Source organism: Thioalkalivibrio sp. ALE10 (assembly GCF_000381385.1).
In the GTDB taxonomy this organism is placed as follows: Bacteria; Pseudomonadota; Gammaproteobacteria; order Ectothiorhodospirales; family Ectothiorhodospiraceae; genus Thioalkalivibrio.
Map to the genome: position 1 here is coordinate 37475 of NZ_KB906457.1, position 13535 is coordinate 51009.

Below are 13535 nucleotides of genomic sequence, written 5' to 3' on the forward strand. Positions count from 1 at the left end.
GTCAGTGCTGGCGGCCACCCCGCAGGATGCCGCGCCGCGACCCCTGGACGAAGTGGATCAGATCGCGCACCTCGGGGATATCGGTCTCCGCCAGCATCGCGTCGAGATGCGATTCGCGCCCGGCGCGCCCGCGCATGCCGCGGATGAACACCCGATGCAGCCCCTGGATCGCCTCGTCGCTGAACCCGTTGCGGCGCAGCCCGATCTTGTTGATCCCGATCAGCCGCGCGTAGTTGCCGCTGGCCAGACAGTACGGCGGCAGATCGCGGTTGAGCGCCGAGCCCATGCTGGTGAACGCGAAGGTCCCCACGCGGCAGAACTGGTGCACCAGGGTAAAGCCGCCCAGAGTGGCCTTGTCGTGGATCTCCACGTGGCCGGCCAGCGAGGTGGCGTTGGAGAAGATGATCTCGCTGCCGATGGTGCAGTCATGGGCGATGTGCACGTAGGCCATGATCAGGTTGTCATGGCCGATCACCGTCTCGCCCAGTCCCTTGGCGGTTCCGCGGCTGAGGGTCACCGACTCGCGGATCACGTTGCGGTCGCCGATCACCAGGCGGGTCGGCTCGCCACGATAGCTGGTGTCCTGCGGCTCCTCGCCGATCGACGAGAACTGGAAGATGCGGTTGTCGCGGCCGATCTCGGTCGGCCCGTTGATCACCACGTGCGGCCCCACGCGGGTCCCCGCGCCGATGCGCACGTTCGGGCCGATCACCGAGAACGGCCCCACTTCCACCGAACTGTCCAGCTCGGCACTCGGATGGATGTCCGCCCGCGAGTCGATCACGCCTCGATTTCCTTGCCCGCACACATCAGTTCGGCGGTGGCGCAGATCTCGTCTTCCACCTTCGCCTCGGCGTCAAAGCGCCAGATCCCGCGCACCGTTCGGGTCAGCTCCACCCGCAGGTCCAGCTGGTCACCAGGCACCACCTGGCGGCGGAAGCGCGCCTGATCGATGCCCACGAACAGATAGAGCTGCTGCTTGTCCTGATTCTCGCCGCGCGCCTCCTCGGTCTTGAACGCCAGCAGCCCGGTCGCCTGCGCCAGGGCCTCGAGAATCAGCACCCCCGGCATCACCGGCTTGACCGGAAAATGCCCCTGAAAGAACGGCTCGTTGATGCTGACGTTCTTCAGCCCGACCAGGTGCTCGCCGGGTTCGCATTCCACCACCCGGTCCACCAGCAGGAACGGGTAACGGTGAGGGAGGTACTGCATGATCTGCTGAACGTCGAGGGCATCCACGGGGCGTATCCTGTTTTCTTGTCCTGGTGATGTTGTTTCGGGCCGCCGGATGCCCTGCTGCTCATGTGTCGCGCGCGCGTCGGCCCAGGCGCCGCAGGCGGGCCAGGGTCCGGTTCCACAGTCGGGCCTCCTGATGCGGAACGCCCGAGGCGTAATGCCCGGCCTGCTCGATGCTGCGGGTGACCAGGGTCATCGCGTGGATCGTCACGTGGTCGGCGATGCTCAGATGGCCGAGGATCCCCGCCCCGCCGCCGATGGCACAATGCCGGCCGATGCGGGCACTGCCCGCGATACCGACACAGCCGGCAATCGCCGTATGGTCTCCAATCTCGACGTTATGGGCAACATGAACCAGGTTGTCGATCTTCACGCCGTGACCAATCCGCGTGTCTTCCACGGCCCCGCGATCGATCGTGCAGTTGGCCCCGATCTCCGCATCATCACCCACGCGGACCCCGCCCAGCTGCTCGATCTTGAGCCAGGTGCCGTCTTCCGGCGCGAAGCCGAAACCGTCGGCCCCGATGACCGTGCCGGCGTGCACCAGACAGCGCTCGCCCAGCACCACGCCGTCGAGTACGCGCACGCCGGGATGCAGGAAGCTGCCCGCGCCGATCACCGCGTCGCGGCCGACATGCGCCTGCGCCTCCACCACGGCACCGGATTCCAGGCGGGCACCCGCGCCAATCACCGCGCCGGCAGCGACCGTCGCGGCGGGATCGACCCGTGCCGACGGATCGACAACCGCCGAAGGCGCAATGCCCGGCTCACGCGCGCGGCGCGTTTCGGCCAGCATCTGGCTCACGCGCGCATAGGCCGGATAAACCGCCGCCACGCGGATGCGCACCGCCCCCGCCGGCAGGACCGCGGCAGGCAGATCGGCGGGAATCAGCAGGGCCCCGGCGCGCGAATCCGCCAGCCCGTCCGGCAATGCATCGGCGCGCACCACGAACGCCAGCTGATCCGGTGCCGCACGCGCCGGGGAGGCCAGTCCGCGGATACGCCGCGCACCGTCGCCCTCCAGCTCGCCCCCGACCCGACGCGCCAGGGCCGCGGTCTCGATGCCGTCCGGATCACTCACGCTGCATCGCGGCCAGCACGTCGTCGGTGATGTCCACGCGATCCGAGGCGTAGAGCACGTTGCGCTCGGTCAGGATCACGTCGATGTCGCGCTCGCGCGCCAGCTCGGCGATCGCGTCGTTGATGCGCCGCTGCAGGCGCGACAGTTCCTCGTTGCGGCGCACGTTGAGGTCCTCGGAAAAGCTCTCCTGGGCGCGCCGGAACTCGCGCGAACGGGCCGAGAACTCGCGCTCCAGCGCGGCCCGTTCGGACGGGTCCATCATGTCGCCCTCGCGCTCCAGGCGATCGCGCAGCCGCTGCAGTTCCTCGCGTTCGGCCACCAGCTCGGAATCGCGCGGGGAAAACTCCTCCTCCAGCTCGCGCATCGCCTGTTCGGCCTGCGGCGAATCCTCCAGGATCCGGTTCATGGTCACGTAACCCACGGTCTGCGCACCGGCCATCGCGGGGACTGCCGTCCAGCCCGCCACTACCAGTGCGAAACCGATACCGGCCGTTATCCAGGCCTTCATGCCGCCTCCCGGGGCATTGCCGCCCCCGTGCTTGTCACTGCGGTTGTGCTCGTTCAGAAGCCCGCGCCCAGCTGGAACTGGAAGCTCTGGGTATCGTCACCCGGCTCGTCGTTCAGCGGCTCGGCCACGCTGAAGCTCAGCGGCCCCACCGGCGAGAACCAGGTCAGCGCCAGTCCCGCCGCCGCGCGCAGCTCTCCCACGTCGAAATCGCCCGGCTCGTTGAACACGTTGCCGGCGTCCACGAAGGTACTCATGCGGATCGCATCATTATCCGCGGCGAACGGGGCCGGGAAGAACAGCTCGCCGGACACCGTGGTCCGCAGGCGCCCGCCATAGGGATCATCGTTGCTGTCGCGCGTGGCCGGCTGCCCGTTGCGCAGCGGCCGCAGGTCGCCCAGACGGTTGGCCTCGTAGCCGCGCACCGACTGGATCCCGCCGGCAAAGAACCGTTCGAAGAACGGCAGTTCGTCGCTGCCGAACCCGTCGCCGTAACCGATGCCTCCGGAAACGGAGAAGCTGAAACGCTCGCTCAGGCGGAACAGCTCCTCGCCGGAATAGGTCAGCTTGTAGAACTCGCGATCACTGCCGGGAATCGCCAGCTCCATCCCGATCCGGTGCCGCCGGCCCTCGCTGGCGAAGGTCGTCGAATCCCGCGTGTCGTGGATGAAGCTGGTCTCCAGCTTGACCAGGTTGGCCGTGTCACCGAACTCGTCCAGTTCGTCGCGGATCTCCACCGGCGTGCCCGTACGCCCGCCGGTGTGGTCCACGGTATTGACCGCAATGTGCTCGAATCCCGGCCGGATGCGCACCCGGTCCACCTCCGACAGCGGGATCCCGTAGGTCACGTTGAACCCGTAGCGGTCGGTGGAATAACGCGAGATGTTCGCCGCTTCGGCGTCCACTTCGCGGTAGAACACCGAGAAACCGCGGCTGGCCCCGGCCGGCGTGTAATGCGGGTTCGTCAGGTTCATGCGGAAAACCCGGTTCACGTCGGAGGTGCTGATCTCCGTGGAAAACCGGTTGCCGGTGCCGAGGAAGTTGTCCTGCGAGATCGAGCCGGACAGCAGCAACCCCTGGTTCTGCGAATACCCGGCGCCGATGGACAGCGCGCCGGACTGGCGTTCGGTCACGCTGATGTCGAGATCGACCTCGTCGTCCGAGCCCGGCACCCGCCGCGTTTCCACGTTCGCGCTGGCAACGAACGGCAGCCGCTGCAGGCGGATCCGCGAGCGCTCGATCAGCGCCCCGTTGTACCAGGACGACTCCATCTGCCGCAGCTCGCGGCGGTAGACGCTCTCCTGGGTGTTCTCGTTGCCGGAGATGTTGATCCGCCGCACGTACACCCGGGGACCGGGGTCCACGAAGAACGTCACCGTGACTTCACGGCTGTCCTCGTCGACATCCGGCACCGGATTGACGTTGGCAAAGGCATAACCCTCGCGCTCCAGGCGTTCCGCCATGCGCTCCGCCGACTCGGTGACCTGGCTGCGCGAGAACGGCGCGCCCAGATCCACCTCGATCAGACCCTCGAGTTCCTCCTCCGGGATGACGAAATCACCGGCCAGCGAAGTGCCGGTCAGGGTATAGGGTTCGCCCTCGTCGACATTGATGGTGATGTACAGGTCTTCGCGATTGGGCGACAGCGTGACCTGGGTGGAATCCACGTCGAACTCGAGAAAGCCGGAATCCAGGTAGCGCGAGCGCAGGGTCTCCAGGTCGCCGGAGAGCTTCTCGCGGGAATAGTCGTCGCGGCTGGAGAAAAACTGCCACCAGCGCGGGATCCCCGATTCGAAATCACCCTTGAGATCGCCGTCGTCGAACGCCTGGTTGCCGACCAGGTTCACGCCCCGGATCTTCGCCTGCGGCCCTTCGGTGATGTCGATGTCGACATCCACCCGGTTGCGCGCCAGGTCGACGATGTCGACGTCGATGCGCACGTTGTAGCGTCCGCGGGCGAAATACTGTTCGCGGATCTCGTTCTCGATGCGCTCCAGCAGCGTCCGGTTGAACACCCGCCCGCTGCGCAGGCCCACCGATTCCAGTGCCTCCTCCAGCGCCTCGTCGGGGATGTCGTTGTTCCCGGAGAAGCGGATCTCGTTGATCGCCGGCCGTTCGGAAACGATCACCACCAGGACGTCACCGCGCCGCGCCAGCTCCACGTCATCGAAAAAGCCGGTGCGGAAGAGCTCGCGGATCACCTCCGGCGTCTGGCTGTCATCGAAGGTGTCACCCACCTCCACCGGGAGATAGCTCAGAGCCGTCCCCGCGGTAATGCGTTCCAGCCCTTCAATCTCGATGTCCTCGATCTGATAGGCCTGCCCCCAGGCCGGCCCCGCGAGGGTCACCAGGCCGAGCAGGGCCCATCCTTTCAAGCTTTGTCGCGCCATGCTGTCCGCCAAGTGGAGGGCGTCCGGTCCCGTTTCCGGTCAGCCGAACAACCGTGTCAAGTCGTTGTAGAAGGCGAGGATCATCAATGCCGCGATCATCAGCAACCCGATCTGCTGGCCCACGATCTGGGTCTTTTCCGACACCGGGCTGCCCTTCACGGCTTCCGCCGCGTAGTACAGCAGGTGCCCGCCGTCGAGCATCGGGATGGGCAGCAGATTGATAATCCCCAGCGACACGCTGACGATCCCGAGAAAACCGAGGAAGGCGGAGATCCCGATGACCGCGGACGTGCCGGCAAACTCGGCTATGGTAACCGGTCCGCTGATATTTTTGACCGAGGCCTCGCCGGTCACCATGCGCCAGAGGATCCCGAGGGTCAGGGTCGTGACCTCCCAGGTCCGCACCGCGCCGGAACCGACAGCCTCCACCGGCCCCTGGCGCACGATCACGCTCAGCTCGCGCATCGCCGGCTGATCCGGATCCACGCCGGCCCCGATCCGCCCGATGGTACCCTGTTCGGCCTCTACCGGCTCGGGGGTCAGCGTCACCTGTTGCCGCACCCCGTCGCGTTCCAGCGTGACGGACAGCTCGCTCCCGGCGCTGGCCCGGATACGCTCGACCCAGGCATTCCAGTCCGCGACGCCGTCGCCGTTCATCGCGACCACCCGGTCCCCGGGCTGCAGCCCGGCGCGATCGGCCGGCGAACCGGATTCGACCTGGCCGATCACGGGCTCCAGCTGCGGCCGGTACGGCGCCACGCCCAGGCGGTCGAGGAACTGTCCCTCGCCCAGCAGTTCGGCGCGGGCCGACAGATCCAGGCTGCGTTCGATCTCGCGACCGTCGGCATCGCGGACGATCAGCGGCACCGTATCACCCCGCACCGCGTGGTCAAGCAGCCGCAGGTTGGCCTGTTCCCAGTCCCCGACCTCGCGCCCGGCGATGCGCACGATCTCCTCGCCCCGCTCCAGGCCCGCTTCCGCGGCCGGCGATCCCGGGGTGATCTCGCCCACCACCGGGCGCACGCCGCCCACGCCGATCATGAACATCACCGCGAACACCGCGATCGCCAGCAGGAAGTTCGCCGCGGGGCCGGCGGACACCACGAACGTCCGCGCCCCCAGTCCCTGGCGATCGAACGCGCGGTGTTCCTCGTCCGCCGGCACCTCGCCCTCGCGACCGTCGAGCATCTTCACATAGCCGCCCAGAGGGATGGAGGCGATCGCGAATTCGGTCCGATCACGCCCGAAACGCCGCGACCACAACGGCCGGCCGAAGCCCACGGAAAAACGCAGGACCTTCACCCCCATCAGGCGGGCCGCCAGAAAATGGCCGTACTCGTGCACCGTGACGAGCACCCCGATCGCCACGACAAAGGCCAGCAGACTGGTCAGAAATCCCGTCACACCGCTTCACGCCTCCGCATGTCCAGCCAGTCCCGCGCGTGCGCTCTCGCCCGCGCGTCGGCACCCAGTACGACTTCCAGCGTCTCCGCGGGTTCCGGCTCTACCCCCTCGAGGGTCGCCTCGATCAGGGCCGGGATCGCATCAAAGGCCAGCTCGCCCGCGAGGAAGGCCTCAACCGCGATCTCGTTGGCGGCGTTCAGCACCGCGGTGGCCGTGCCCCCCTTCTCCAGCGCGCGCTGCGCCAGGCGCAAGGCCGGATAACGGGTCTCGCAGGGCTCGGAGAATTCCAGCGCCCCCATGCTGAGAAGGTCCAGTGCCTGTACACCGGAGGACATGCGTTCCGGCCACGCCAGCGCATGGGCGATCGGCGTGCGCATGTCGGGGTTGCCCATCTGCGCCAGCACCGAGCCGTCTTCATACGCCACCATGGAGTGCACGATGCTCTGCGGATGCAGCACCACCTGGATGCTCGTCGGCGGCACCGCGAACAGCCAGCAGGCCTCGATCAGCTCGAGCCCCTTGTTCATCATCGTGGCCGAGTCGACCGAGATCTTGCGACCCATGTCCCAGTTGGGGTGGGCGCAGGCCTCGTCCGGGGTGATCTCGCCGAAGGTCTCCAGCGAGCGCTCGCGAAACGGCCCGCCGGAGGCCGTCAGCCAGATCCGGCTGGCCCCGTGCGGGCTCACCGGATCGGCGCAGGTGTAGCCGTTGGGCAGGCACTGGAAGATCGCATTGTGTTCGGAATCGATCGGCAACAGCCGCGCGCCCGAGCGCCCGACGGCATCCATCAGCAACGCCCCCGACATCACCAGCGCTTCCTTGTTGGCCAGCAGCACCCGCTTGCCGTGCTCCGCCGCCGCCAGGGTCGGCAGCAGGCCCGCGGCGCCGACAATCGCCGCCATCACCGCATCCACCTCGGGTGCGCGACAGACCTCGACCAGCGCCTCCGCACCGCCGCGCACCTCGGTCTCGCAGCCGGCGGCGGTCAGTCGGTCGCGCAGGCTCTCCGCCGCCTCCGGCTCCACCATCACCGCCACCCGCGGGCGAAACTCCAGGCATTGCGCCTCCATCCGCTCGACATTGCGGTGCGCGGTCAGCGCGTACAGCGAAAAGCGTTCCGGCTGGCGCGCCACCACGTCCAGGGTGCTGAGTCCGATGGAGCCGGTGGAGCCGAGGATGGTGATCTGTTGCTTGTTCATGGAATGCTCCCGGAGGTCGGGGCGTGATGCCCCGGAAACCATCAGGCTGCGGGTACCGGCCACAGCTGCAGCCAGTACAGCCCGCCCGCCAGCACTGGTGCCGCCGCAAGATGGCTGTCCACACGATCCAGAATACCGCCGTGCCCCGGCAGCAAGGAACCGCTGTCCTTGGCCCCGGCACGGCGCTTGAGAATGCTTTCGAACAGATCGCCCACCACCGAGATCAGCCCGGTCACGATGGACAGCAGCACGAACGGGAGGGCATCCATCGGATCCAGATCGGCGGCCCCGGCCACGATCACCGCGAACACGAACACCAGGCCCATGCCCCCCATCAGGCCCTCGCGGGTCTTCCCGGGACTGATCTCGGGCGCCAGCGCGGTGCGGCCGAAGCGCCGACCCGCAAAATACGCCCCGGTATCCGCCAGCCCGATCAGTACGATCAGATAGACCACCAGCAACGGTTCGAGACGATGCAGCGCCAGGATGGACACGCCCGCGGCGACGACCATCAGCAACCCGCTGGCCCGCAGCAAGGGACGCCAGACCGCCTCCGACGCCGTATCCGCGTGATAGAACGGCAGCGCAAAGGCCGCCGCCGCCCACAGCGCCACGCCCAGGATCACCCCCGTCAGCTCGAGGTGCTCACTGCCCGCCAGGGTCGGCAGCGCAATCCCGGCCACCGCCAGCACGGTCCAGGGCACCAGCATTGCGGCACCCCGAAGCCGCGCCAGAACGCCCCACTCCCAGGCCGCCAGGCCCAGGGTCGCGGCGACCAGGATCAGCACCGCCCACGCCGGGCCCCAGGCAATCAGCGCCAGCGCCGGAAGTCCCAGCGCACTGGCCGTGATCACGCGCTGCTTAAGCATCCACCGCCTCGCCCTGCGTCCCCGGAACGCCCCCGAAACGGCGCTGCCGGCCGGCATACCATTCCAGCGCGGCGGCGAAATTCTCGCGGGTCATGTCCGGCCACAGGGTATCGATGAACAGCAGTTCCGCGTAGGCCGCCTGCCACAGCAGAAAATTGCTGATCCGCTGCTCGCCGCCGGTGCGGATCAGGAGATCCACGTCGGGCAGGCCTGCGGTACTGAGATAGCGTTCCAGACCGATCTCGTCGTCGCTGCGTGCGGCATCACCCTGCTCGCGCGCCCAGCGAAGCGCCGCCTGCTGCACGTCCCAGCGTCCGCCATAGCCCAGCGCAATCACCAGTTCCAGACCCCGGTTGTCACCGGTCCGGCGCTCGGCCTCCTGCATGCGCTGCTGCAGTTCCTCGGGGAAACGCGCGCGCTCGCCGATGAAACGCAGACGCACGCCGCGCTCCAGCAGTTCCGGGAGGTCACCCTCGATCGCCGTGATGAACAGCTCGAACAGCGCCTCCACCTCGTCCCGCGGGCGGCGCCAGTTCTCGCTGCTGAAGGCAAACAGGGTCAGCGCGGTGACCCCGCGCTCGCCGAAATAGCGGACCGCCTCCCGGGTCGCGCCGAGGCCTTCACGGTGCCCGGCGGCCCGGGGCTGGCCACGCGCCTCGGCCCAGCGGCCGTTGCCGTCCATGATCACCGCCACATGGGCGGGCAGCACGGCTTCGGCACTCATGTTCGGGTGCGGATCCGGCATGATCGGAGGCCGTCAGACCTCCATCAGCTCGTTTTCCTTGTCGGCGAGCATCTTGTCGATGCGCGCGATGTGATCATCCGTCAGCTTCTGGATCTCGTCCTGAGCGCGCTTTTCGTCGTCCTCGGAGATCGCCTTGTCCTTCACCTGCTGCTTGAAGGTATTGTTGGCGTCACGCCGGATGTTGCGCACGGCCACGCGCGCCCCTTCGGCCTCCGACTTGACCACCTTGACCAGTTCGCGCCGCCGTTCCTCGGTCAGCGCCGGCAGCGGCACGCGGATGACCATGCCCTGGGACGACGGGTTGAGCCCCAGATCGGAGGTCATGATCGCCTTTTCGATCTTGCCGATCATGTCCTTTTCGTACGGCTGCACCGCCAGCGTGCGGGCATCCTCCGCGTTCACATTGGCCACCTGGTTGATCGGCACTTCGGTACCGTAGTACTCCACGTGCACGTGATCCAGCAGGCTGGGGTGAGCGCGCCCGGTGCGAATCTTGCCCAGTTCCGTGCGCAGCGATTCCAGCGTCTTGTCCATGCGCTCGCGCGCATCCTTGATCGTCGCATCTGTCATTGCCTGGACCCCTCGACCAGGGTTCCCACCGCCTCGCCCATCACCAGGCGCTGCAGGTCCCCCTTCGCAAACATGTTCATGACTCGTATCGGCAGCTCGTTGTCGCGGCACATCACCAGTGCGGTGGTGTCCATCACGCCCAGACGCCGCTCCAGCGCGTCGTCGTAGGTGAGCTTGTCGAAACGCCGTGCGTCCGTCTGTGTGAACGGATCCGCGTCGTACACCCCGTCCACCTTGGTGGCCTTGATCATCAGATCGGCGTTGATCTCGATCGCCCGCAGACTGGCGGCGGAATCGGTGGTGAAGAACGGGTTACCGGTGCCGGCGGCAAACACCACCACCCGGCCCTTTTCAAGGTGCCGCACCGCGCGCCGGCGGATGTAATCCTCGCAGACCTGGTTGATGCGGATGGCCGACATCACCCGGCAGAAGCGCCCGGCCCGCTCGATCGCGTCCTGCAGCGCCAGGGCATTGATCACCGTGGCCAGCATGCCCATGTGGTCGCCGGTCACGCGGTCCACGCCGCCTTCGGCCAGCCCGGCGCCACGAAAGATATTGCCGCCCCCGATGACGATACCCACCTCGACCCCGCGCCGCGAGAGTTCGCAGACCTCTTCGGCCACCTGCGACAGCACCGCCGGATCGACACCGTAATGATGTTCCCCCAGCAGGGCCTCCCCGCTCAGCTTCAGCAGGATGCGTCGGTAGGCGGGCTGCGTGTCCTGGCTCATCGGGTTCCTTTTCTCGGGCTGGCTGACGGGATCGGAGTGGTATTAATCCTGAAATGCTGCTTGTTACGGGCAGGCCGGACCCCGCAGGATCCGGCCCGGCCGGCTCAGGCCCCGCGGGCCTGCGCCATCACTTCCTCGGCGAAGTTCTCGCTCTTCTTCTCGATACCCTCGCCCACTTCGTAACGCACGAAGCCGGTGACCTTCGCGCCCTTCTCCTTGAGCAGGTCGCCCACGGTCTGGTCCGGGTTCATCACGAACGCCTGACCCACCAGGGTGATCTCGCCCAGATACTTGCGGATGCGGCCTTCGATCATCTTCTCGACGATGTTCTCCGGCTTGCCGGATTCCTCGGCCTGGGCCTTGAACATTGCGCGTTCCTTGTCGAGCATCTCGGTCGGGACTTCGTCCTCGTCCACGCACACCGGCTGCTGGGCGGCGATGTGCATGGCGATGTGCTTGGCCAGCTCGTCGTCGGCCTTGTCCAGCGCGACCAGCACGCCGATGCGTGCGCCGTGCTGGTAGGCGCCCAGCGAACCCTCGGCGTTGAGGCGCTCGAAACGGCGGACCTGCACGTTCTCGCCGACCTTGGCCACCAGCTGGGTGCGATGCTCTTCCAGCTTCTCGCCCTCGACTTCTTCGTTCATCAGGCCATCCACGTCGGTGGCCTCGGTGTTCAGCGCGGTCTGCGCGCAGCGCGTGGCGAACGCACGGAAGTTGTCGTCGTTGCCGACGAAGTCGGTCTCGCAGTTCACTTCCACGATCACCGCGCGGTTGCCTTCGCTGACGATCTCCACGCGACCCTCGGCGGCCACGCGGTCGGCCTTCTTGTCGGCCTTGGCCATGCCGGACTTGCGCATGGCCTCCACGGCGGCCTCGAGGTCACCGTCGGTTTCGGTGAGGGCCTTCTTGCATTCCATCATGCCTGCGCCGGTGCGTTCGCGCAGTTCCTTAACCTGGGCAGCACTGATTGCCATCGGAATCAACTCCTGAAGAATTCTTGCGGGGCCGGCCGCGCGGATCGCGGCCGACCGGTTTCATCAAGCCTGGTCGGCGGCCGAAGCCTCGGCAGCTTCGGCCGTTTCGGCCTGGCCGAACGCCTCTTCGCCGGCGGCGGTAGTCATCGTGCCCTTGGCCTCGATCATGGTGTCCGCGACTGCGGCGACGTACAGCTGGATCGCGCGCATCGCGTCATCGTTGCCCGGGATCACGTAGTCCACGCCGTCCGGCGGATTGTTGGAGTCGACCACGGCGACCACCGGGATACCGCGCTTCTTCGCCTCGTTGACCGCGATGCGCTCGTAACCGACGTCGATCACGAACATGGCATCCGGCATGCGGTTCATGTCCTTGATGCCGCCCAGGCTGCGATCGAGCTTGTCCTTCTCGCGACGGCGGGACAGCGCCTCGCGCTTGTTCAGCACGTCGAAGGAGCCGTCGGTGTCCATGGTCTCGAGATCCTTGAGACGCTTGATCGACTGCTTCACGGTGCTGAAGTTGGTCAGCATGCCGCCCAGCCAGCGGTGGGTGACGTGGGGCATGCCGGCGCGGCGGGCTTCCTCGGCGACCACGTCGCGCGCGGAGCGCTTGGTGCCGACGAACAGGATCTGGCCACCGTCGGCCGCGACCTTGCCGAGGAAGTTCAACGCGTCGTTGAACATCGGCAGGGTCTTTTCCAGGTTGATGATATGGATCTTGTTACGCTCGCCGAAGATGTACGGCGCCATCTTGGGATGCCAGTAACGGGTCTGGTGGCCGAAATGGACGCCGGCCTCCAGCATCTGACGCATGGTCACGAGGGACATGAGTGTTCTCCTGTTGTACGGGTTGGGCCTCCACGCATCCCGGCCTGAAACCGGCCCGCTCGCGCGAACCAGCACCCGACAGACCGTGTCGATACGTGTGTGGATTAAGGTTGCAAGTCTCCGCTCAATTGCCAGCGAAGCGCGCGCTTTATAGCATAGAACGCTTATTCGAACCAAGCACGCGCGGCCCGTCATGCCGCGTCCGGAGACCCCATGTCCGTCACCATCAAGACCCCGGAAGAAATCGAGTACATGCGCGTGGCGGGCCGTCTGGCCGCCGAAGTGCTGGAGATGATCGAGCCCCATGTCGTTCCCGGCGTCACCACCGGCGAGCTCGACCGGATCTGCCATGACTACATCGTCAACGAGCAGCAGGCCACGCCCGCACCGCTGAACTACCGCGGGTTCCCCAAATCGGTGTGCACCTCGGTCAACCACGTGGTCTGCCACGGGATTCCCGGGGATCGCACACTCAAGAACGGCGATATCGTCAACATCGACGTCACCGTGATCAAGGACGGGTTCCACGGCGACACCAGCCGCATGTTCACCGTCGGCAAGCCGAGCATCCAGGCGCAGCGGGTGATCGACGTCGCCCGCACCGGGATGTACCTGGGCATCCAGCAGGTGCGCCCCGGCGCGACCCTGGGCGACATCGGCCACGCAATCCAGAGTTACGCCGAGAAGCAGCGCTGCTCGGTGGTGCGCGAGTTCTGCGGCCACGGCATCGGGCGCGGCTTCCACGAGGATCCGCAGGTGCTGCACTACGGCAAGCCCGGGACCGGGATGGTGCTGGAGCCCGGCATGTGCTTCACCATCGAACCCATGGTCAACGCCGGCAAGCGCCACACCAAAATACTGGCCGACGGCTGGACCGCGGTCACCAAGGACCGCAGTCCCTCGGCCCAGTGGGAACACACCCTGCTGGTGACCGACGACGGCTACGAGATCCTGACCCTGCGTCAGGACGAGACGCCACCCCAGGAGGTGGCGGCCTGACACC

The 13535-nt window shown here is 67.0% G+C and carries 14 protein-coding genes; 1 reads left to right on the plus strand and 13 read right to left on the minus strand.

The annotated features are described in order from the left end of the window. Position 1 precedes the first annotated feature (1 nt). The 13 genes from lpxA to rpsB all read right to left on the minus strand — a co-directional run bounded on the left by lpxA (position 2) and on the right by rpsB (position 12532). Positions 2-784: an acyl-ACP--UDP-N-acetylglucosamine O-acyltransferase gene (gene lpxA, locus F788_RS0112040; RefSeq protein ID WP_019022788.1), complete on the minus strand. Its 783-nt coding sequence runs from the start codon at positions 782-784 to the stop codon at positions 2-4. Further along, positions 781-1239 (minus strand): 3-hydroxyacyl-ACP dehydratase FabZ, encoded by a 459-nt coding sequence (fabZ, locus tag F788_RS0112045; RefSeq protein WP_019022789.1) that lies wholly within the window; start codon positions 1237-1239, stop codon positions 781-783. The genes lpxA and fabZ overlap by 4 nt, the downstream gene beginning before the upstream one ends. Positions 1240-1300: 61 nt before the next feature. After that, positions 1301-2317, minus strand: a complete 1017-nt coding sequence (gene lpxD, locus F788_RS0112050) for a UDP-3-O-(3-hydroxymyristoyl)glucosamine N-acyltransferase (protein WP_019590320.1) — start codon at positions 2315-2317, stop codon at positions 1301-1303. Beyond that, a complete protein-coding gene (locus tag F788_RS0112055) occupies positions 2310-2825 on the minus strand; it encodes an OmpH family outer membrane protein (RefSeq protein ID WP_019022791.1) in 516 nt (171 codons plus the stop codon). The genes lpxD and F788_RS0112055 overlap by 8 nt, the downstream gene beginning before the upstream one ends. A gap of 53 nt (positions 2826-2878) precedes the next feature. Next, a complete protein-coding gene (gene bamA / locus F788_RS0112060; protein WP_018870725.1) occupies positions 2879-5212 on the minus strand; it encodes an outer membrane protein assembly factor BamA in 2334 nt (777 codons plus the stop codon). A gap of 39 nt (positions 5213-5251) precedes the next feature. Then, positions 5252-6616 (minus strand): RIP metalloprotease RseP, encoded by a 1365-nt coding sequence (gene rseP / locus F788_RS0112065; protein ID WP_018870726.1) that lies wholly within the window; start codon positions 6614-6616, stop codon positions 5252-5254. Continuing rightward, positions 6613-7815 (minus strand): 1-deoxy-D-xylulose-5-phosphate reductoisomerase, encoded by a 1203-nt coding sequence (ispC, locus tag F788_RS0112070; RefSeq protein ID WP_019570659.1) that lies wholly within the window; start codon positions 7813-7815, stop codon positions 6613-6615. The genes rseP and ispC overlap by 4 nt, the downstream gene beginning before the upstream one ends. Positions 7816-7856: 41 nt before the next feature. Beyond that, a complete protein-coding gene (locus F788_RS0112075; protein ID WP_019590321.1) occupies positions 7857-8684 on the minus strand; it encodes a phosphatidate cytidylyltransferase in 828 nt (275 codons plus the stop codon). Beyond that, positions 8677-9429 carry a polyprenyl diphosphate synthase gene (gene uppS / locus F788_RS0112080; RefSeq protein ID WP_019590322.1) on the minus strand — a complete coding sequence of 251 codons (753 nt, stop codon included), beginning with the start codon at positions 9427-9429 and terminating at the stop codon, positions 8677-8679. The genes F788_RS0112075 and uppS overlap by 8 nt, the downstream gene beginning before the upstream one ends. A 12-nt stretch (positions 9430-9441) precedes the next feature. After that, positions 9442-9999 (minus strand): ribosome recycling factor, encoded by a 558-nt coding sequence (gene frr / locus F788_RS0112085; RefSeq protein WP_018870730.1) that lies wholly within the window; start codon positions 9997-9999, stop codon positions 9442-9444. Then, entirely contained in the window at positions 9996-10730 is a 735-nt protein-coding gene (gene pyrH / locus F788_RS0112090; RefSeq protein ID WP_018870731.1) for a UMP kinase, read from the minus strand. Before pyrH ends, frr begins: the two co-directional genes overlap by 4 nt. A gap of 104 nt (positions 10731-10834) precedes the next feature. Continuing rightward, positions 10835-11704 carry a translation elongation factor Ts gene (tsf, locus tag F788_RS0112095; protein WP_019590323.1) on the minus strand — a complete coding sequence of 290 codons (870 nt, stop codon included), beginning with the start codon at positions 11702-11704 and terminating at the stop codon, positions 10835-10837. Between the two features lie 63 nt (positions 11705-11767). Further along, positions 11768-12532, minus strand: a complete 765-nt coding sequence (gene rpsB, locus F788_RS0112100; RefSeq protein ID WP_019590324.1) for a 30S ribosomal protein S2 — start codon at positions 12530-12532, stop codon at positions 11768-11770. Positions 12533-12745: 213 nt separating this feature from the next. Between rpsB and map the strand changes: the two genes are divergently transcribed. Next, positions 12746-13531, plus strand: coding sequence for a type I methionyl aminopeptidase (gene map / locus F788_RS0112105; RefSeq protein ID WP_019590325.1), 786 nt, complete (start codon positions 12746-12748; stop codon positions 13529-13531). Positions 13532-13535: the final 4 nt, after the last annotated feature.